Source organism: Poseidonibacter antarcticus (assembly GCF_003667345.1).
GTDB lineage: Bacteria > Campylobacterota > Campylobacteria > Campylobacterales > Arcobacteraceae > Poseidonibacter > Poseidonibacter antarcticus.
Genome location: NZ_RCWF01000008.1, coordinates 55,002 through 75,510, shown reverse-complemented (window position 1 = coordinate 75,510; position 20,509 = coordinate 55,002). Strand labels below are relative to the sequence as shown.

Sequence of the window (20,509 nt, the reverse complement as noted above, 5' to 3'; positions counted from 1 at the left end):
TAATGGAAAAATATATCTATATAGCACTTTTTGCCCCAATAGTAGGTTCTTTAGTTGCAGCATTATTTTCAATGAGAGAAAAAATTGCATTTACAGGATGGTTTACATCATTTATGTTAGCAGTTTCAATGTTTGCTTCTTTAAACTTATTAGTATATGTTTATACAAATGATGCGATTTTAAGCGTAACATTATTTGAATGGATAGAAGCTGGAAATCTAATTATTCCATTTGGTTTTGTAATTGACCAAATAAGTGTAGTTATGATGACAGTTGTTACAGTTGTTTCTACAATGGTTCATATTCATTCAATTGGTTATATGGAACACGATGATGGATTTAATAGATACTTCTCTTATCTATCAGCATTTGTATTTTCAATGCTTATACTTGTAATGGCTGATAACTTTGCTGTTTTATTTATTGGATGGGAAGGGGTTGGACTTTGTTCTTGGCTACTTATTGGATTTTGGTATAAAAAAGAATCAGCATCATGGGCTGCAAATGAAGCTTTTATTATGAATAGAATAGGGGATTTAGGTATTCTTCTTGCAATGTTCTTAATATATTGGAATTTAGGTTCACTTCAATACTCAGAGGTATTTGATACTATAGGAACTTTAGAATATAGTACAATTGCTTGGATTGGTATATTATTATTTGTAGGAGCTATGGGTAAATCAGCACAATTTCCACTACATACGTGGTTAGCAGATGCAATGGAAGGACCAACTCCTGTTTCAGCACTTATTCACGCTGCTACTATGGTAACAGCTGGTGTTTACTTAGTAGTAAGATCAAATGAATTATATGTATTAGTTCCTGAAGTTGGATATGCAATTGCCTGTTTAGGTGCATTTGTAGCAATATTTGCAGCTTCAATGGCTTTAGTTCATAATGATATGAAAAGAATTATTGCATACTCAACATTATCTCAATTAGGTTATATGTTTGTTGCAGCTGGTCTTGGTGCATATTGGGTTGCATTATTCCATTTAGCTACTCATGCCTTCTTTAAATCTGTATTATTCTTAGGTGCTGGTAATGTTATGCATGCTATGGATGATAATTTAGATATTAGAAAAATGGGTGGATTACATAAAAAAATGAAATTTACTTCTATTATTATGACTATTGCATCTTTAGCACTTGCTGGTATTTTCCCACTTGCTGGATTCTTCTCAAAAGATAAAATCTTAGAATCAGCATTTGATGCTAATGCTTATGGTTTATGGGCTGTATTATGGATAACTGCTGGACTTACTGCATTTTATTCATTTAGACTTGTAATGAAAGTATTTCATGGTGAGCAAAATTATTCAAATGAAGAACATCATCCTCATGAAGCAAAAGGCTTTGTAATTGCAGCAATGATTCCACTTGCTATTTTAGCAATAGTTGCTGGATGGTTTGAGCATGGTTTTGTTGAGTTTGTTACAAAAACTTTACCAACTTGGGAAGCTGTAAATACAGCACATTCAACTGCTTGGATTTTAATCTTAGTTACAAGTGCTATTGCAATAGCTGGTGTTGCTTATGCTGTAATAAAATATAACAATGGTGGATTTAGTAAAACTTGGGAAGATAAAGCTATTTATAAACTTTTATCAAACCAATATTATATTCCACAATTTTATTCAAACTTTATTACAAAACCATATTACAAACTTTCAGTTTGGGTATTTAATGTTATTGAAATAAAAATTATTGATAATACGATTGAAGGTATCGCAAGATTAATAAATAAGCTTGGAGGAAAAGCACGAGTTATTCAATCAGGTAACTTATCATCATCTCTAAGACTTATGGTTCTTGGACTTATCTTAGGCTTAGTTCTTGCCTTAGTTTTATCATTATTTGAAGGGGTTAAATAAATGGAAAATATTTTATCTATGTTGATATTTTTCCCAGCAGCAGCAGCTACCGTGGGGTTTATGATTCATAAAGACTCTATGAGACAGTTTGGTGTTGTTGTTACTATTGTTGAGTTTGTATTAGCTCTTTTATTATGGTACGACTTTGATACAAGCGTTGCACAAATGCAATTTGTACAAACACTACCACTGATTACTTCTTATGGAATTAATTATGTAGTTGGTATTGATGGTGTTTCATTGTTCTTAATTATTATGATTACGTTTATGACAATGATTGCAACAATTGGACTTTCTGAAACAAAAAGTGTTAAAAATCTTATTATCACTATTTTATATCTTGAAATGACAATGGTTGGTGTATTTGTAGCCTTAGACTTAATTATGTTCTATGTATTCTGGGAATTAACATTAATTCCTATGTTTTATATTATTGGTTTTTGGGGAGCGGAGAAAAGATTCCACGCAGCTATTAAATTTTTCTTATATACATTTATAGGTTCATTAATAATGCTTATTGGTATGTTATATTTTGGATATATTTACCACGAAACTACTGGAGTTTGGAGTTTTAATTTACTTGATTGGTATAGTGTTGTTCTACCATTTGATGTTCAATTATGGTTATTTATTGCATTCTTCTTTGGATTTGCAGTAAAAGTACCAATGTTCCCATTCCATACTTGGTTACCTCTTGCACATAGTCAAGCACCAACAATTGGTTCTATTGTACTTGCAGCTGTTTTACTTAAAATGGAAACATATGGATTTATTAGATTTTCACTTCCACTTTTCCCAGATGCGAGTGTATATTTTATGCCATTTATGGCAACACTAGGAATTATTGCAATTATTTATACTGCAATGGTTGCTTATGCACAAGAAGATATGAAACAAATGATTGCATACTCTTCAATTTCTCATATGGGTGTTATTATCCTTGGGGTATTTGCACTTAATGTGGAAGGTATTTCAGGAGCTGTTTTCTTAATGATTGGTCACGGAGTAGTTTCAGGAGCATTGTTTATGAGTGTTGGTGTACTGTATGATAGACGTAAAACAAAGATGACCAAAGAGTTTGGTGGATTAGCTAAAAATATGCCAATGTTCGCATTAGTATATGGTGTTGTACTTATGGCATCAATTGGATTACCTTTAACTATTGGATTTGTTGGTGAGTTTTTATCTTTACTTGGATTCTTTAAAGTTTCTCCATTCTTAACATTTATAGCTTCACTTACTATTGTTTTAAGTGCTGTTTATATGTTATCAATGTATAAAAGAACATTCTTTGGTGAATTACTTAAAAAAGAAAATAAAGATATGAAAGATATTCATGGTCGAGAACTTTTAGCTCTAGGTTCTTTAGTATTTTTAATAATATCTTTAGGTGTTTATCCAAAAGTTATATTAGAACCATTAAATATCTCAGTTGCAAAAGTGATTAAAATAATGGATGTTAAATCTGTTGACGAAAAAACAAAAGAAAGACTTCGTTCTTTAAATTCAATTGGGGAGGTTAAATAATGGAACCTATTTCAATTAATATAGATACTTTAAACTTAGGAACATTAGCTCCAATGGTTATTGCTATTATTGGTGCTCTTAGTATTTTATTAACAGATTTATTTAATAAAAACAAAGACAAATCTTTATATGTAATTATAGTTGTACTATTTTTAGTCTTTGATTTATTTACACTACTTGCATATAGTGGTCCTATTGATGGAATGTTTGATTTAATACTGCTTGATGGTATTGCTGTTTTATCTCAATGTGTTATCATTATTGGTGCAATATTATTTATTTTCTTATTCTTATCAAAATTAAGATTTCAAGAGTTTAGATATGCAGAATTCTTTGCATTGTATTTATTTACAATTGCAGGATTCCAATTTATGGTAAGTTCTGATTCTTTAATTTTAATCTTTGTTGGATTAGAAACAGCATCATTATCTCTGTATACAATGATTGCAATGCATAATAAAATGACATCAATTGAAGCTTCTGTTAAATACTTTACAATGGGTTCATTATCAAGTGGTTTCTTTGCTTTTGGTTCAATGATTTTTTATGCACTTACAGGTACTTTAGATTTATCACAAATTTCAGCTGTAATTGTTCAAGAAAACTTCTTATCTAGTGAAAATTATGCAAACTATGTATTTGTATTAACTGGATTTGTATTTATGTTTGCTGCAATTGGTTTTAAACTATCATTATTCCCATATCATGTATGGGTTCCTGATGTTTATAGAGGTTCAACTTCAGCAATGGCTGGATTCTTATCCGTAGTTCCAAAAATGGCAGGTTTCGTAGTTGCTATTAGATTCTTTGAAGTATTTGTTGCAAGTGATGATATTATTATTAAAACAATGCTTTATACTACAATTATATTAACTATTACAGTTCCAAACTTAATAGCCCTACATCAAACCGATATTAAAAGAATGCTTGCTTATTCTTCTATTTCTAATGCAGGAATGGCAATGGCAGCTATTTATATTGGAACAACACAAGCTACAACAGCATTATTTTTATATTGGATTTTATTTACAATAACAAACTTTGGTGCTTTTGGTATGTTATGGTTAAACAGAGGGAAAGAATCAAAAGATTATGAATCACCATATACTTTTGAAAAATATTCAGGTCTAGTTCAAATCTCACCATTTGCAGCTTCAATTCTAGCAATGTTCCTTTTTGCTTTAACAGGTCTTCCTCCATTTGCATTATTTTGGGGTAAAATGTATTTAATTGCAAGTGCGGTTAATGCAGGAGAAATTGCATTATCTGTAATCATTGTATTAAACTCAGCAATTGCTGCTTATTACTATTTAAGACCAATTTCATATATGTTCTTAAAAGATCCAATAAAAGGTGCAAATACTAAGTTTATGCAAAATGCATCTACACCAATGAAATCAGTAATTGGAATATGTGTATTCTTTGCAGTTGTTTCTGTATTAGCAGTAGAACCATTATTAGAAATAATTCACTATTACGTTACTAGTGCTGGCTTCTAGATAAATATTCTAAGCATTTATTTCTAAATGCTTAGAATTATTGTAAAATAATCTTATGAAAAAAATATGTATTATTTTACTCCTTTCTTTTTCCTTTCTTTTTTCTAATTCTTTAAATCTAACGAAAAATGATATTATAATTTTAAAGAAAATAAAATCTCTAACAGATGATAAAATGATGAAATACACACTAATGGCCTTAGCCATAAAAGAATCATCACTTGGAAAATATATTATAAATTCAAAAAGTGAAGATTATGGTTTATTTCAAGCAAATATAAAAACAGTATTAAAACGCCAAAAAGTAAAAGATAATTCATATAATAGAAGTATTTATGCACAAAAACTAATAAATGATGTAGGTTTTGCAACAGCAAATGCAATTATAGAATTAGTATATTGGAGAAAAGTACATAAAAATAACTGGTCAAGAATATGGTCAAGTTATAATACAGGTTGGAATTATAATAGTAAACGAGGTGTAGATTATGCTACAAAAGTATTTGATATTATTAAGAAATTGAAATTTGAGTATAAATTATAAAAAAGGGTATAGATAAAAATAGCTATTTCTTAAGCCATTTCCATCTAATATATTTAAGTTAATCTTCTAATTCTGATAGAGGAGTTTCTGTTATTTTCCTATCTAACTTATTATTTAAAGCAGACACTACAACTCCAGAGGTATTATCTCCAACAACATTTGTAGTTGTTCTAAACATATCTAAAACTCTATCAATCCCTGCTACTAATGCAATACCTTCTAGTGGTAATCCTACAGATTCAAGTACCATTACTAACATAATTAATCCAGCACCGGGAATACTAGCTGCTCCTACAGAAGCAAGAACTGCTGTTAATACAATCATTCCTTGTTGTGGAATACTAAGATCTACCTCAAAAGCATTAGCAATAAAAATAGCGGCAATTGCTTGATAAATTGCAGTTCCATCCATATTTATTGTTAATGCCATTGGCAATGTAAAACTTGATACTTCTCGTGGAACTCCTAATTGTTTTTGTGCTCTCATTGTTAGAGGGAAAGCAGCTGCAGCACTACAAGTAGAAAAACCTACCACTGCTGGTTCTGCTATTTTCTTGAAAAAAGATATAGGAGAAATACGAGCTACATACTTAATAAATAATCCATAAGTTACAAGAATATGAATTAAACTAGCTATAAATACTGCAAATATAAGTTTTAACATAGGAAGAATAATATCAAGACCATATTTACTTGATGTCCATGCCATTAATGCAAATACTCCATAAGGTGCTAATTTTATTACCATTTCTGAAATTTTAAACATGATTTCAGATATAGAATCAAAAAATGCTGCTACAGGTTTAGACTTTTCTCCTATTAAACTCATTGCTGTTCCAAAGAAAAGTGCAAATACAATTATTTGTAAAACAGAAGCATTTGCAAAAGAAGCTATAGGATTAATTGGGAACATATTTACTATTACACTTGAAAAAGTAACAGGTGCAACTTCTTTAACTTCTGTAAGTTCTCCTAATTCTAAACCTTGACCTGGATTAATAATATTTGCTACTATTAAACCAATTGTAACCGCAATAGCTGTAGTAAATAAAAAGTATACTACGGTTTGTGTACCATATTTTGCTAAATTTTTTATATCAGCATTATATACACCAATAACTAAAGTTGCGAAGATTAAGGGTACAACAATCATCCTCAAACATCTAATAAAAATATCACCAATAGGTTTTAGATAACCAGCATAATCACTAAATACATATCCAAAGATAATTCCAGCAACTAATCCAATAAAAATTTTATAATACAATTTCATTAATTTTTCCTTAGTAAATTATTTAATCAAGTTGGGTAATAAATACTATTTATTTTTAAAATAATCTATATATGCATATAGTGCAATTGAACCACCTGTATGTAAAAATAATACATTGTCGCCTTCTTTGAAATAACCGTCTTTAACTAATGTTAAAAACCCATCTCCTACTTTTCCTGTATAAACTGGATCTAATAAAATACCTTCTTCTGTTGCGAAAGTTTTAACTGCATCAACCATTCCATCTGTTCTTCTTGAATATCCAGGTCCTACATAATCTCCAATACAAATTAATTCTTCTTTTTTTAATAAGTCTTTATCTAATCCTAAGTGTTCTAAGTGTTGTTGTGCAACTTTATATACTACTTCTTTTTGAGCATCTTCTGGTTTTGATACATTTATACCTACTAATTTGATTTTACTATTCATTGCTTTTAATGCAACTGCCATTCCAGCATGTGTTCCTGAACTTCCTGAAGGTACAACAATAGCATCGATATCTAATGCTTTTTTAGTTAATTGTTCCATTATTTCTAAGGCACAAGATGAGTATCCTAAAGCTCCAATACCATTTGATCCACCACCTGGAATAATATATGGTTTTTTACCTTCTGCTCTTAATTGTTCTGCTTTTTCTTCCATTTTTGCCATTAAATCTGCTCCACCTTGAACAACTTTAATAGATTTAGCACCCATTAGGTGAAATAAGAAATTATTTCCATTTGCATCTTCAGAATAAGACCCAGGTACTCTTTCTTCTAATATTAAGTGACAATCCATTTTTTCTACATTTGACCATGCTAATGTAATTCTACAATGGTTTGATTGTACTGCTCCACATGTAATTAATGTGTCACAACCTTTTTCAAGAGCATCTGCAATAAGGTAATCTAATTTTCTAGTTTTATTTCCCCCATTTTCTAACATATCATCTCTTTTTATATAAAGATTAACTCCATTATTCATTACTTTTGTTATATTATTTAATGGGTCTATATCTGTTGTCTTTTTAACATAGCCTCGTTTTTTAAATCTATTTAAATCCATATTAATCTTCTCCTCAAAATTGTGTAATATTAAACTTCTAGAATCTTATCTGAACAGATTATTTATAGGAAATAAATATTTTATATACTTTCTATAAGTAAAACTTATAACCATTAAAACTGTATGTTATATATACAATATTGTTGTCATAAATTAAGGTGAATTGGTTATAATTTCATCCCTATTTGTAAAGCAAGGATAATTGGCATGACTATAAAAGATATGGAGATATTTAAAAATGTTGTTAATTGTTCTAATCTTACTAAAGTATCAAAAGATATGGGACTTTCTCAACCTAATATATCAATGACAATTAAATCAATTGAATCAGAATTTGACGAAAAACTATTTGATAGAATCAGTAAAAAACTTATATTAAATGAAAGAGGAAGAATCTTATATGAAAAAATAATTCCTCTCTTATCTCAAATGAAAGATATTCAAAATGATTTTTCAAAGAATAAAATTTCAGGAAGTATAAATATTGCTGCTACAAATACAATTGGAGTATATGTTTTACCAATACTTTTATACAAATATAATAAGAAATTTAAAGATGTTAAAATAAATGACTTATATAATGAGTTTGTTGAAATAACATCACTCATATTAAATGGAAAACTTGATATAGGTTTTATAGAAAGCGAAGTGGTTCATCCTAATATTATAAAAGAGTTATTATATAAAGATGAGCTTATAGTTGTTAGTTCCGATTACAATCTTTCAAAAAAGAGTTATTATATAGATCAACTTTTAGATAAAGAATGGATAATAAGAGAAAAAACATCAGGAGTTATGAATGTTTTTTTTGAATATCTTGGTGATCTAGAATCTCAATTAAATGTAAGCTTAGAACTTGAACATACTTTAGCAATAAAAAGAATTTTAGTTAAATATAGAGATACTATTTCCATCTTACCAGAAAAAAGTGTAGCTTATGAAATTACGAATAAGAGATTATATAAAATCAATATTATAAATATGAAATTTGAAAGAAACTGTTATATTGTTTACCACAAAAATAAGTTTAAAAATGCAGTTTTTAAATCTTTTAAAGATTATATTGTAAAAAATATTTCAGAATATGATAATTTTCAATAGTAAAAATTTCAGGGATTAAAAATAGTATCTTATTTTTTTATAAACAAAAAATAAACCATTAAGTGATACAATCCCTCTACTAAAAACAAAGGACTGCTTTTGAAAACTATAAGTGTTGCACATTCACCTGATGCTGATGATATATTTATGTACTATGCGATTAAATTTGGTTGGGTAACTCCTAATAATGCTAGATTTACAAATATTGCTGATGATATTGAGACTTTAAACCAAGCTACGATAAAAGGTGAATATGATATTTGTGCTATTTCATTTGCTTTATATCCATTTGTAAAAGAAGATTATGCTTTATTAAAAACTGCTGTTTCTTTTGGAGAGGGTTATGGACCTAAACTAATAAAGAAAAAAGGTACAAAATTAAAAAGAAATTTTAAAGTTGCACTTAGTGGTGAGTTCACTACAAATGGTCTTTTATTTAAAATTGCCTATCCAAATGCAAGAATTACTTATATGAACTTCTTAGAAATCGAGCAAGCTGTAATTGATGGAACAGTTGATGCAGGTGTTTTAATCCATGAATCAATTCTTAACTTTAGTGATACTCTTGAAGTTGAGCGTGAACTTTGGGATATTTGGGTTGAATTAAGTGGTGGAGGTTTACCATTGCCACTTGGTGGAATGTGTATTAGAAGATCAATTCCACTTCATAGTGCAATTGATTATGAAAATACTTTAATCAAAGCAGTTGATGTAGCAAATAAGAATAGAAAAGTTTTAGCTCCTATGTTACTTGAAAAAGGTCTTATTCGTGTTGATGCCAATACTTTAGATACATATTTAGATCTTTATGCAAATGATAATTCAGTTGAGCTAAGTGATATTCAATATAAAGCTTTAGATAAATTATTTGAATTAGGTTATAAAAATGGATTCTATGAAAATTTAGTAAAATCAAAAGATTTTCTAATTCCTAGTGAATATGAAGAATTAAGAGCAAAATAAATAAATAATGCAAAATTATTTTAAAGAAATTGATTTTTCAAGGTATTCATCAATTAAAATAGGACCAAAAGTTGATGTTTTAGTAATTAATGAAATAGGTGATTATAAAGATTATCAAATAATTGGTCGAGCTAATAATACTTTAGTTGGTCCAAATCATCCAAAATTTGCGATTTTAGGTGAAGAGTTTGATTACATAAAACAAATTGGTGATTTACTTTACGTTGGATGTGCGACAAGTTCAGGTAAGCTCTTAACTTATACAAGAAATAATGATATTGCAAACTTAGAGTTTCTAGCTAAATTACCTGGAAATATGGGTGGTTTAGTTAAAATGAATGCAGGACTAAAATCTTGGGAAGTTTTTAATCATATCCATAGCATTAAAACAAAAGATGGCTATATCAAAAAAGATGATGTAGAATATTCATATAGACATACTAAATTGGATTCAATTGTTTATGAAGTTGTATTTAATATTTCAAAAGGTTTTTCTAAAGATAGATTAAAGCAGTTTAATAAAATGCGAGATAATCAACCACATATTCCAAGTGCTGGGTCTTGTTTTGCTAATCCAAAAGATGATTTTGCAGGTAGATTAATTGAAGAAATTGGTCTAAAAGGCTTAAAAAAAGGCGATATGTCTTTTTCATCACAACACGCAAATTTTTTAGTAAATAATGGGGCAGGAACGTATGAAGATGCTCTATATTTAATCAATTTAGCAAAGAGTAAAATAAAAGAGCAGTTTAATATAGATATGAAAGTTGAGATTATAATTTATTAGTAATATTAATTTTTTTATGTTAGAATGCAAAAATTCAAAATAATATAAGGTTTTTTTTAGTGAAGAATTTAGTAATAGTGGAGTCACCCGCAAAAGCGAAAACAATATCAAAATTTTTAGGAAGCGATTACGTAGTAATGGCATCAATGGGTCATGTAAGAGATTTACCTAAGTCAAAACTCGGATTTGATCCAGATGATAATTTTAAGCCTAAATATTTAATTTCTACTGATAAGAAGAAAGTCATTTCAGATTTAAAAAAACATATTAATAAAGATACGACAATCTACCTAGCGGCCGATGAGGATAGGGAAGGGGAAGCAATTGCATGGCATTTGATTCCTGCTTTAAAAATTGAAAACAACCCTATTAAAAGAATTGTATTCCATGAAATTACTAAAGATGCTATTTTAAAAGCTTTAGAAAACCCAAGAGAAGTTGATCAGCACTTAGTTGATGCTCAACAAGCAAGAAGAATATTAGACCGTGCTGTTGGATATGAACTTTCACCATTACTATGGAGAAAAGTTAGATATGGATTATCTGCTGGTCGTGTTCAAAGTGTTGCTGTTAAGATTATAGTTGATAGAGAAAATGAAATTAGAGAATTTAAACCAGAAGAGTACTGGAAAATTAAATCTGAATTCAAAGACCCAGAATTAAAATCAGAACTAGCAAAAATAAACGGTAAAAATAAAAAAATTACAAATGAAGCACAGGCAAAAGAAATAGAAGCTTCAATAAAACTTGGAAACTTTTTATTAAATGATATTGAAGAAAAAGAATCTAAAAGAAATCCTGCAGCTCCTTTTACAACTTCTACGCTACAACAAGAAGCAAGTAGAAAACTTGGATATTCTGTTAAGCAAACAATGGTTATTGCTCAACAACTTTATGAAGGAAATGTAGGGAATATCCCAGGTCATACAGGTGGTTTAATCACATATATGAGAACAGATTCATTAAATCTTTCTACAGTTGCAACAAGTGCAGCTAAACAAGTAATTGAAACAGAATATGGAAAAGATTATTCATTAAGTAAACCAAGAGTTTATAAATCAAAAGCAAAAGGCGCACAAGAAGCTCACGAAGCTATTCGTCCTGTTGATTTAAGTTTAAAACCTAGTGATATAAAAGCTTTTGTAGAAAATTCTCAATATAAACTTTATAGTTTGATTTGGAAAAGAACACTAGCTACTCAAATGGCAGCAGCTCAAATTGCAAATACTACATATAAGATTCAAGCTGGAAAAGATAAAGAGTTTGAATTCCAAACTAAGGGACAAAGAATTATTTTCCCTGGATTTATGAGAGCTTATACAGAAGGTAGTGATAATCCTGAAGGTGCTTTAGATAGTACAGAAAAGATTTTACCAACTATTAAAGTAGGAACAATTTTAAATCTAGAAAAACTAGATTTAGAACAATTATTTACAAAACCACCTGCAAGATATACAGAAGCATCACTAGTTAAAAAACTTGAAGCAGAAGGTATTGGACGTCCTTCAACTTATGCTCCAACAATTTCAACTATTCAACAAAGAGAATATGTAGTAAAAACAGAAGATAAAAAATTAACACCAACACCAACTGGTGAAATAGTTAATAGCTTTTTAGCAGATCACTTCTCTGATATTATTAATCTTGGATTTACAGCAAAAATTGAAGAAGAGTTTGATCATATTGCAGAAGGTAAAATTGCTTGGGAACAAGTAATGCAAGATTTTTATGGGGACTTCAAAAAAACTATTAATGAAAAAGAAGAAACTGTAAATAAAGAAGACTATTTACAAATTAGAGAAATAGGAACTGATCCAAAATCTGGAAAACCAATGAGTGCAAGAGTAGGTAGATTTGGTCCATTTGTTCAAATTGGAACAAAAGATGATGAAGAAAAACCTTTATTTGTAGCAATTCCAAAACATTTAAATATGGATACGATTACAATGGATGAAGCATTATTTTTATTCACACTTCCAAGAGTTGTTGGACAAACAAAAGATGGTGAAGATATTAAAGCAAATATAGGAAGATTTGGACCATATTTACAAGTGAAAACTAATTATTTCTCATTAAAAACTGATGATCCATATACTATAGAGCTACCAAGAGCTTTAGAAGTAATTCAAGAAATTACAGAAGCAAAAGCAAAAGCAACTATAAAAGTATTTGAAAAAGAAAAAATACATGTTCTTATTGGAAGATATGGACCATATATTAAACAAGGTAGAAAAAATTTCAAAATACCAAAAGGTAAAGTTGCCCAAGATTTGACACTAGAAGAGTGTGAAGAGATTATTGCAAAAGATCCAAAATCTAAAACAACAGCAAAAAAAGCACCTGCGAAAAAAACAGCAGCAAAAAAAACTGCAGCTAAAAAGCCAGCAGCCAAAAAAACTACAACTAAAAAAGCACCTGCAAAAAAAGCAGCAGCTAAGAAACCAGCTGCAAAAAAAACACCAGCGAAAAAAGAAACAAAGTAATAAACAATGAAGATTGGAATTCTCTCAGATAGTCACTTTAAAAGTGACTATACTAAAGAAGTAATTACTTTATTAAAAGAAAAAGGTTGTCAATATTTAGTTCATGCAGGAGATTTATGTATTGAAAAAAATCTTCAACTATTAAAAGAATCAGCTTTACCTTATGTGAGTGTTTTTGGAAACAATGATAGAAATCTAGTTTCAATATCTCATAAATATGTGATTAAGCAAGAACCTTATTATTTTAAAATTAAAGATATAACTTTTAAACTAATGCATATGCCTTATCATTTAACTCCTGATGCAAATATAGTAATTTTTGGACATACACATATGTTTGAATGTGAATACAAAAATAATACTCTTTTTTTAAACCCAGGAGAAGTATGTGCAAGAGAGAAACCACTTATTGAGTGTGTACTACTAGAAATTAATGAAAATGAGTATATAATCTCACACTATTTTAAAGATATAAATAAAAACAATTATGAGAGAGAAGAATATAAATATGAACGAAAAATTTAAAAAAACTGATGAAATATTTTTATGTGCTATTTGTAATGCTGAAAGTGGTACATGTAATGAAGACTGTAAATTCTGTACACAAAGTGTAAGATATAAAGCGGATATTCAAAGATATAAATTAAAAGAAATTGAACAAATTGTTAAAGAAGCTAAAATTGCAAGAGCAAATGGTGCAGTTGGATTTTGTTTAGTTACAGCAGGACTTGGTTTAACTGATAAAAAAACAAAATTTATTGCAAAAGCTGCAAAAGCTGTTAAAGCTGAAAACTTAGGTCTAAGATTAATCGCCTGTAATGGAACTGCATCTGTTGAACAATTAAAAGAATTAAAAGCAGCAGGTGTTGATAACTATAATCATAACTTAGAAACTTCAAGAGACTTTTATCCATCAATTTGTACTACTCATCCTTGGGATGATAGATACCAAACTTGTTTAAATGTAAAAGAAGCAGGATTACAATTAGTTTGTGGTGGAATTTTTGGAATGGGTGAAACGCAAGAAGATAGAATTTCTATGATTAAATCAATTGCATCATTAGATCCTATGAATGTTCCTTTGAACTTTTTCCATCCAAATGAAGCTTTACCAATTGTAGAAAATACAATTACAAGAGAAGAAGCTTTTGATTTAATTGAATTATCAAGAAAGATGATTCCAAATGCACATAAGATTATGGTTGCAGGTGGAAGAGAATTAATGTTTGGTGATGAGCAATATAAAATCTTTAATAGAGGTGCAAATGCTTTTGTTATTGGTGATTATTTAACAACTGCTGGTAAAACACCAAAAGATGATGTTGAAGCATTAGAAGCGCAAGGTTTTAAAATAGCTAAGCATGTTGTTAAAATGGCTGACGAGAAATAGGACTGTTTAATGACTGAAGAAATATCAATTATTATTACCATATCTTTAATTATATTTACTTCACCGTTAATTGCTAAGCTTTTAAGACTTCCAACTATTACAGTTGAGATAATGCTAGGTGCAATTGCTGTTTATTTTTCTTTTATAGTAGAACATGCAATCTTGCATTTAGTAGCAGAACTTGGATTTTTATATCTTATGTTTTTAGCAGGACTTGAAGTTGATTTAAAAAAGCTTGTTAATATTTCTCCTTCAATGTTGAAAAAATCCTTGTTGTACAATGTAATCCTTTTTTCCTTATCAACATTGATAGCTGTATACTTTGATTTAAGTAACTTATTTATCGCTGTTCTGCCTTTAATTTCTATTGGTTTACTTGCTACTCTTAAAAAAGAGTATGGTGATGTTGAGTGGATTAGGCTAGCTATTGTTGTTGGACTTATTGGTGAAATAGTTTCTATCTTTGCATTAACTACTGTATCAGCTGTATTAGAGTTTGGAATAAATTATGAGTTTTATAAAACTATGATTTTATTTACTGCTTTCCTTATTTCTATGATATTTATTTATAAATTGTTTCATAATTTAATCTGGTGGTATCCTGAAATAAAAACATATTTAATGCCTGAAAAAGATAATCAAGAACAAGATATTAGAATGTCAATGGCTATTTTCTTCTTAATGATAACAGTTATGATGTATCTGCACCTAGAAGTTGCATTTGGAGCATTTATAGCAGGTACTTTTATTACAACATTCTTTGAAGGTCACAATAAACAATTACCTTCTAAGTTAGAACACTTTGGTTTTGGTTGGCTTGTTCCTATTTTCTTTATTTCTGTAGGTGCATCTTTTGAGATTGAGGCAATATTCCATGATGGTTTATTTGTTAAAGCATTATTAATTACAGCAGCTATGATTATTATTAGATTAATCGCTTCTACACTGTTTATTAAAGATATTGGGTTAAATAAGTTTTATATGTTAGGTTTATCACATTCTATGCCATTGACACTTTTAATTGCTGTAACAACACTTGCATATAATAATCATTCAATTACACAAGAGTATTACTATGCGTTCATTCTAGCTGCTATTTTAGAAGTATTACTTGTTATGATAGCTATTAGAATTTTATCTAACTATATTAATTTGAATGATCGTAATTAATTTATCTTTATATTCAACTTTGTAGTTAGAAGGTGCATCATTTAATTGAATTACAACCCTATAAAAGTTTTCTTTTTTATGGTTACCAACTGCAATTTTTTTGAAATTAGTAGAGTCTAACTCTGCTCTTTTTGTATAAAAATTCTTTTTTGCTTTATAATCAATAATGATTTTATTTTCTTTTTCTATAGTGAACTTTTTAGATACATTATCTTTTGAATGAATAATTAATTTTGAATCATTATATTCAATATTTATAAAAGTTGAGATTTTTTTTGTTTTCATTTCTTCATCAATTATATCAGTTCTTGGTTTTACATAGACAATTTGTTTTGGTTTAACTGCTGTTGTTTTTTTTAACTCTTTTTTAACTATTTGTTTTGTTCTATTTTCTGTTTGGACTTTTGTTTTTTGTATAAGTTTATCAACTTCTTTTTTCGTATAAGTTTTTTCTACTTTTAATGCAGGAGTTAATTTTTTTATAGCTTCTTCAACTTTATTTTTATTTGTATCTTCATTAGATACATTAGACATCTTTTCTTGCATTTCTTTTATGTAGGCTGATTCATTAATTGCATTTTCATCAATTTCATTTTGTTCAATAATTCTTGCAGCTTCTTCTTCATATGCATTTGTTGCTTCAAATGGATTTTCTCTTGCATTTAAATTTAATGTTAAAACTAGTGTTAATGTAAATAAAAATAAAGTTTTCATTCTTCAGGCTCCAGATTTTTTAATTCAAAATATTCTTTTTGTAAATAAGCATTTTCTTCTTGTAATCTTACAATTTCTTTTTCTAAATAAATTTTTTTATACTTTAAAGAGTTATAAACTTCTAAAGAGTTATTTCCAAAAAGAGTATTTGCTACGTGATAAGAAAGAAATATAGTAATTGTAATAGAAGCTATTACAATTGCTATAAATTTCTTGTAACTACGTAAAAAGTTTTTCATAAATAATTTTACTATTTAGTAAAAGGTGTTTTTCCTAAATATTCTGCATATGCAATTTCTGCACCAATTTCAAGTAATCTATTATATTTAGCGATTCTATCACTTCTTGCAGTTGAACCAGTTTTAATTTGACCACAATTTAAAGCAACAGCAAAATCAGCAATAAAAGCATCTTCACTTTCACCTGATCTATGAGACATTACACAATTGTAGTTATTTCTTTGAGCTAATCTAATTGTTAACATAGTTTCAGAAACTGTTCCAATTTGATTTGGTTTAATTAAAATAGAGTTTGCGATATTTTTATTAATACCTTCATTTAAAATTGCAGCATTAGTAACAAATAAATCATCACCAACTAATTGGATTTTATGACCTAATGCTTCTGTTAATACTTTCCAACCATCCCAATCATCTTCACTTAATCCATCTTCAATAGATACAATTGGATATTTTGAACATAAATCAGAGTAATATGATACTAATTCTTCAGCTGTAACTTCTCTATTTTCAGATTTTAATACATATAAACCTTTATCATTAACAAGCTCAGATGCTGCAACATCAAGTGCTAATGCAATTTGTTCACCTGGAACATATCCTGCTTTTTCAATTGCTTTAATAATTACTTGTAATGGTTCTTCATTTGATTTTAAGTTTGGAGCAAATCCACCCTCATCACCAACTGCTGTTGATTCACCCATTTCATCAATAACTTTTTTTAAGTTTTGATAAATTTCACTAACAGCTCTTAGACCTTCATTGAAGTTCTCAAAACCTATAGGCATAATCATATATTCTTGGAAGTCAACAGAGTTGTTAGCATGTTCTCCACCATTAATAATATTAAACATAGGTACAGGCATAGTCATAGCATTTGCTCCACCTAAGTATCTATATAATGGAATGCTTAAAGATGCAGCAGCAGCACGTGCAACTGCCATAGAAACACCTAGAACAGCATTTGCCCCAAGTTTTGCATAGTTAGAAGTTCCGTCTATATCTTTCATTGTAGCATCAACTTCTGCTTGATTATATGGACTTAATCCTAATAATTCATCGGCAATAAGTGTATTAACATTTTCAACTGCTTTTAGAACACCTTTACCTAAAAATCTATGATCACCATCTCTTAATTCTAAAGCTTCTCTTTTCCCTGTACTTGCGCCACTTGGTACTATTGCACTTTGTTTTGTTCCATCACTTAATATAACAGTAGCTCTTACTGTTGGGTTTCCTCTTGAATCTAATACTTCGTCTGCGTATACATTGTCAATAAATACCACGTAGTTCTCCTATTCTTGTAATTTAATAGATTATATCAAAAAATTGATTTTTGTTTGCTTTGTTAAAGATAATTATTAGCTAGTTATTAATGTTGTGTAAGGATAAGAATCAAAGAGAATTTTCTCTTTGATTTAATTTTTTTATATTTAGTCTTCTTCTTTAGGTTCTTTTATTTCACCCTCAAGTATTTCATCATTTACACCCATCGCAGCTAAGATTTTATTCTCAATTTCTTTTGCAATTTCTGGATTATCTCTTAAAAATACTTTAGAGTTTTCTTTCCCTTGACCAATTTTAGCATCACCATAAGAGAACCAAGCTCCTGCTTTATCAACGATATCAAGTTTTACACCATAATCAACAAGCTCACCCATTTTTGAAATACCTTCACCAAACATAATATCAAATTCTGCAAGTTTAAATGGAGCTGCAACTTTGTTTTTTACAACTTTTACTTTTACTCTATTTCCAATTGAATTATCACCTTGTTTTAGTGTTGCAATTCTTCTAATATCAAGTCTAACTGATGAGTAGAATTTAAGTGCATTTCCACCTGTAGTAGTTTCAGGACTTCCATACCCTGTCATACCAATTTTCATTCTAATTTGGTTAATAAAGATTACAGTACATTGCATTTTATTTAATAAACCAGTGATTTTTCTTAATGCTTTAGACATAAGTCTTGCTTGAACACCAACTTGTTGATCATCCATATCTCCATCAATTTCAACTTTTGGAGTAAGTGCTGCAACTGAATCAATTACAACTAAATCAACAGCACCAGATCGAATAACAGTTTCTAAAATTTCTAAAGCTTGCTCACCATAATCAGGTTGAGAAACAAGCAAGTTATCAATATCAACACCAAGATTTCTAGCATACATAGTATCAAGAGCATGTTCTGCATCAATAAATGCACAAACACCACCAGCTTTTTGACACTCTGCAATTGCATGTAATGTTAGAGTTGTCTTCCCCGATGACTCAGGACCATAAACTTCAATAACTCTACCTTGTGGAAGACCACCAACACCTAATGCTAAATCCAATCCTAATGAACCAGTTGAAATAGCTTCTGTTGGAACTACTTCTTTATCTCCTAATCTTATAAGAGTACCTTTTCCAAATGCTTTGTCTATTTGTTTTATTGCTAAGTCTAGTGATTTTTTTTGATTGTCATCCATATTATTTCCTAATGTTTGTTTCTAAATATTTTATTATGTAAGAATTTTAGCAGATTTTTTTGAAACTATCTAATTTTATTACAAATTGTAAGATTTTTAATTTAAATATTTTTAATCTTTCTTATCTTTTGATATCTTTTCTACTATTTCTATAGTTTTTATATGTGAATTCACTCTTTTTTTCATTGTAAATGCTTTTACATGTTTTGCAAGAATTTTTGTATATTTTTTGTAATTTCTTGAATTTATTTCAAAGCTTGCAAGTTTTTTTTGTATTTTAATAATATCTTCCGGGATTGGGTTGTTTTCCATGTTAATACCTATGTTATTAAATTGCATAAATTATTACATATTAAGTCTTATAAAGATATATATTAATTATTTATTAGGTATTATATATAAATAAACAAATCTTTATTTTAGATTAAAAAGGCTTTTGATGTTTGATAATAAAAATATATTGATTACTGGAGGTACTGGTAGTTTTGGTAAAAAATATACGAAAATATTACTAGAAAAATATAAACCTAACAAAATCATTATTTATTCACGTGATGAACTAAAACAATATGAAATGGCCCAAGATTATGATCAAAAATGTATGAGATATTTTATTGGTGATGTAAGAGATGGTAAAAGACTTGATGACGCAATGCAAGGTGTTGATTTTGTAATCCATGCAGCAGCCTTAAAGCATGTACCTATTGCAGAATATAATCCAATGGAATGTATAAAAACAAATATTGATGGTGCTCAAAATGTAATAAATGCTGCATTAAAAAATAATGTTGAAAAAGTAATTGCTCTTTCAACTGATAAGGCATCTGCACCTATTAACCTTTATGGTGCTACAAAATTAGCATCAGATAAACTTTTTGTAGCTGCGAATAATATTGTTGGGGAAAGAAAAACAAGATTTGCAGTTGTAAGATATGGAAATGTTGTAGGTTCAAGGGGTTCTGTTGTACCATTTTTCCAAAAGCTTATTAATAATGGTGCAAAAGAATTACCAATAACTAATATTGATATGACAAGATTTTTAATAACTTTAGAAGATGGTGTAAAATTTGTTTTAAATAATTTCGAGAGAATGCATGGTGGAGAGATATTTGTTCCAAAAATTCCATCAATGAAAATGACTGAATTAGCAACATCTCTTGCTCCAAAATTACCTCATAAAATTATAGGTATTAGGCCAGGTGAAAAAATGCATGAAGTTATGATAACTGCAAGTGATAATGTAATAGAATTTGATAATTATTATGTAATTACTCCAACTATACAGTTTGCACAAAAAGTAGATTTCACTATTAATGCGCTTAATAAAAAAGGAAAAGATATAGGAATAGGTTTTGAGTATGATTCTTTAAATAATGAAGATTACCTTACTAATGAACAATTTTTAGAGATGTTAGAAAGATCATAAG

The 20,509-nt window shown here is 28.8% G+C and carries 19 protein-coding genes; 12 read left to right on the top strand and 7 right to left on the bottom strand.

What is annotated here, in order from left to right; genetic code table 11:
• The first annotated feature begins 2 nt into the window (after window positions 1–2).
• The 4 genes from nuoL (at window position 3) to D9T19_RS10395 (ending at window position 5,444) form a co-directional block, all read left to right on the top strand.
• Window positions 3–1,874, top strand: a complete 1,872-nt coding sequence (gene nuoL, locus D9T19_RS10410) for an NADH-quinone oxidoreductase subunit L (RefSeq protein WP_121628172.1) — start codon at window positions 3–5, stop codon at window positions 1,872–1,874.
• Entirely contained in the window at window positions 1,875–3,401 is a 1,527-nt protein-coding gene (locus tag D9T19_RS10405; protein WP_121628171.1) for an NADH-quinone oxidoreductase subunit M, read from the top strand. It abuts the gene before it with no gap.
• Window positions 3,401–4,900 carry an NADH-quinone oxidoreductase subunit NuoN gene (gene nuoN / locus D9T19_RS10400; RefSeq protein ID WP_322900278.1) on the top strand — a complete coding sequence of 500 codons (1,500 nt, stop codon included), beginning with the start codon at window positions 3,401–3,403 and terminating at the stop codon, window positions 4,898–4,900. Before D9T19_RS10405 ends, nuoN begins: the two co-directional genes overlap by 1 nt.
• Window positions 4,901–5,075: 175 nt before the next feature.
• A complete protein-coding gene (locus tag D9T19_RS10395) occupies window positions 5,076–5,444 on the top strand; it encodes a transglycosylase SLT domain-containing protein (protein ID WP_265936264.1) in 369 nt (122 codons plus the stop codon).
• Between the two features lie 58 nt (window positions 5,445–5,502).
• Here the strand turns inward: D9T19_RS10395 and D9T19_RS10390 are convergent, their stop codons facing one another.
• Window positions 5,503–6,717: a dicarboxylate/amino acid:cation symporter gene (locus D9T19_RS10390; protein WP_121628168.1), complete on the bottom strand. Its 1,215-nt coding sequence runs from the start codon at window positions 6,715–6,717 to the stop codon at window positions 5,503–5,505.
• Between the two features lie 45 nt (window positions 6,718–6,762).
• Window positions 6,763–7,764 carry a D-cysteine desulfhydrase family protein gene (locus tag D9T19_RS10385; protein ID WP_121628167.1) on the bottom strand — a complete coding sequence of 334 codons (1,002 nt, stop codon included), beginning with the start codon at window positions 7,762–7,764 and terminating at the stop codon, window positions 6,763–6,765.
• 207 nt (window positions 7,765–7,971) lie between these two features.
• On the opposite strand from D9T19_RS10385, the gene D9T19_RS10380 reads away from it, so the two are divergent.
• The 7 genes from D9T19_RS10380 (at window position 7,972) to D9T19_RS10350 (ending at window position 15,658) form a co-directional block, all read left to right on the top strand.
• Window positions 7,972–8,865 carry a LysR substrate-binding domain-containing protein gene (locus D9T19_RS10380; protein ID WP_121628166.1) on the top strand — a complete coding sequence of 298 codons (894 nt, stop codon included), beginning with the start codon at window positions 7,972–7,974 and terminating at the stop codon, window positions 8,863–8,865.
• A 99-nt stretch (window positions 8,866–8,964) separates the two neighbouring features.
• Window positions 8,965–9,828 (top strand): menaquinone biosynthesis family protein, encoded by an 864-nt coding sequence (locus D9T19_RS10375; RefSeq protein WP_121628165.1) that lies wholly within the window; start codon window positions 8,965–8,967, stop codon window positions 9,826–9,828.
• 7 nt (window positions 9,829–9,835) lie between these two features.
• The gene (locus D9T19_RS10370) at window positions 9,836–10,615 is read left to right on the top strand and encodes a UDP-N-acetylmuramate dehydrogenase (protein WP_121628164.1); all 780 of its coding nucleotides are present in this window, start codon (window positions 9,836–9,838) and stop codon (window positions 10,613–10,615) included.
• A gap of 59 nt (window positions 10,616–10,674) precedes the next feature.
• Window positions 10,675–13,098, top strand: coding sequence for a type I DNA topoisomerase (topA, locus tag D9T19_RS10365; protein WP_121628163.1), 2,424 nt, complete (start codon window positions 10,675–10,677; stop codon window positions 13,096–13,098).
• Window positions 13,099–13,104: 6 nt separating this feature from the next.
• A complete protein-coding gene (locus tag D9T19_RS10360; RefSeq protein ID WP_121628162.1) occupies window positions 13,105–13,623 on the top strand; it encodes a metallophosphoesterase family protein in 519 nt (172 codons plus the stop codon).
• Window positions 13,607–14,488, top strand: coding sequence for a biotin synthase (locus D9T19_RS10355; protein WP_121628161.1), 882 nt, complete (start codon window positions 13,607–13,609; stop codon window positions 14,486–14,488). Before D9T19_RS10360 ends, D9T19_RS10355 begins: the two co-directional genes overlap by 17 nt.
• A gap of 9 nt (window positions 14,489–14,497) precedes the next feature.
• A complete protein-coding gene (locus tag D9T19_RS10350) occupies window positions 14,498–15,658 on the top strand; it encodes a cation:proton antiporter (protein ID WP_121628160.1) in 1,161 nt (386 codons plus the stop codon).
• Here the strand turns inward: D9T19_RS10350 and D9T19_RS10345 are convergent.
• From D9T19_RS10345 to D9T19_RS10325, 5 genes are all read right to left on the bottom strand, one after another.
• Window positions 15,623–16,372, bottom strand: a complete 750-nt coding sequence (locus D9T19_RS10345) for an AMIN domain-containing protein (protein ID WP_121628159.1) — start codon at window positions 16,370–16,372, stop codon at window positions 15,623–15,625. The two genes, D9T19_RS10350 and D9T19_RS10345, sit on opposite strands and share 36 nt — an antisense overlap.
• The gene (locus tag D9T19_RS10340; RefSeq protein WP_121628158.1) at window positions 16,369–16,611 is read right to left on the bottom strand and encodes a septum formation initiator; all 243 of its coding nucleotides are present in this window, start codon (window positions 16,609–16,611) and stop codon (window positions 16,369–16,371) included. The genes D9T19_RS10345 and D9T19_RS10340 overlap by 4 nt, the downstream gene beginning before the upstream one ends.
• Before the next feature lie 11 nt (window positions 16,612–16,622).
• Entirely contained in the window at window positions 16,623–17,897 is a 1,275-nt protein-coding gene (eno, locus tag D9T19_RS10335; RefSeq protein ID WP_121628157.1) for a phosphopyruvate hydratase, read from the bottom strand.
• 147 nt (window positions 17,898–18,044) lie between these two features.
• Window positions 18,045–19,082 (bottom strand): recombinase RecA, encoded by a 1,038-nt coding sequence (gene recA / locus D9T19_RS10330; RefSeq protein ID WP_121628156.1) that lies wholly within the window; start codon window positions 19,080–19,082, stop codon window positions 18,045–18,047.
• 111 nt (window positions 19,083–19,193) lie between these two features.
• Window positions 19,194–19,394, bottom strand: coding sequence for a hypothetical protein (locus D9T19_RS10325; protein ID WP_121628155.1), 201 nt, complete (start codon window positions 19,392–19,394; stop codon window positions 19,194–19,196).
• 127 nt (window positions 19,395–19,521) lie between these two features.
• Between D9T19_RS10325 and pseB the strand changes: the two genes are divergently transcribed.
• The gene (gene pseB, locus D9T19_RS10320) at window positions 19,522–20,508 is read left to right on the top strand and encodes a UDP-N-acetylglucosamine 4,6-dehydratase (inverting) (protein ID WP_121628154.1); all 987 of its coding nucleotides are present in this window, start codon (window positions 19,522–19,524) and stop codon (window positions 20,506–20,508) included.
• Window position 20,509 lies beyond the last annotated feature (1 nt).

Excerpts from the sequence above, each read along its gene's own strand:
- nuoL (WP_121628172.1), top strand. The coding sequence starts at position 3 with ATGGAAAAATATATCTATATAGCACTTTTTGCCCCAATAGTAGGTTCT.
- D9T19_RS10405 (WP_121628171.1), top strand. The coding sequence starts at position 1,875 with ATGGAAAATATTTTATCTATGTTGATATTTTTCCCAGCAGCAGCAGCT.
- nuoN (WP_322900278.1), top strand. The coding sequence starts at position 3,401 with ATGGAACCTATTTCAATTAATATAGATACTTTAAACTTAGGAACATTA.
- D9T19_RS10395 (WP_265936264.1), top strand. The coding sequence starts at position 5,076 with ATGATGAAATACACACTAATGGCCTTAGCCATAAAAGAATCATCACTT.
- D9T19_RS10390 (WP_121628168.1), bottom strand. The coding sequence starts at position 6,717 with ATGAAATTGTATTATAAAATTTTTATTGGATTAGTTGCTGGAATTATC.
- D9T19_RS10385 (WP_121628167.1), bottom strand. The coding sequence starts at position 7,764 with ATGGATTTAAATAGATTTAAAAAACGAGGCTATGTTAAAAAGACAACA.
- D9T19_RS10380 (WP_121628166.1), top strand. The coding sequence starts at position 7,972 with ATGACTATAAAAGATATGGAGATATTTAAAAATGTTGTTAATTGTTCT.
- D9T19_RS10370 (WP_121628164.1), top strand. The coding sequence starts at position 9,836 with ATGCAAAATTATTTTAAAGAAATTGATTTTTCAAGGTATTCATCAATT.
- D9T19_RS10360 (WP_121628162.1), top strand. The coding sequence starts at position 13,105 with ATGAAGATTGGAATTCTCTCAGATAGTCACTTTAAAAGTGACTATACT.
- D9T19_RS10355 (WP_121628161.1), top strand. The coding sequence starts at position 13,607 with ATGAACGAAAAATTTAAAAAAACTGATGAAATATTTTTATGTGCTATT.
- D9T19_RS10350 (WP_121628160.1), top strand. The coding sequence starts at position 14,498 with ATGACTGAAGAAATATCAATTATTATTACCATATCTTTAATTATATTT.
- D9T19_RS10345 (WP_121628159.1), bottom strand. The coding sequence starts at position 16,372 with ATGAAAACTTTATTTTTATTTACATTAACACTAGTTTTAACATTAAAT.
- D9T19_RS10340 (WP_121628158.1), bottom strand. The coding sequence starts at position 16,611 with ATGAAAAACTTTTTACGTAGTTACAAGAAATTTATAGCAATTGTAATA.
- recA (WP_121628156.1), bottom strand. The coding sequence starts at position 19,082 with ATGGATGACAATCAAAAAAAATCACTAGACTTAGCAATAAAACAAATA.
- D9T19_RS10325 (WP_121628155.1), bottom strand. The coding sequence starts at position 19,394 with ATGGAAAACAACCCAATCCCGGAAGATATTATTAAAATACAAAAAAAA.
- pseB (WP_121628154.1), top strand. The coding sequence starts at position 19,522 with ATGTTTGATAATAAAAATATATTGATTACTGGAGGTACTGGTAGTTTT.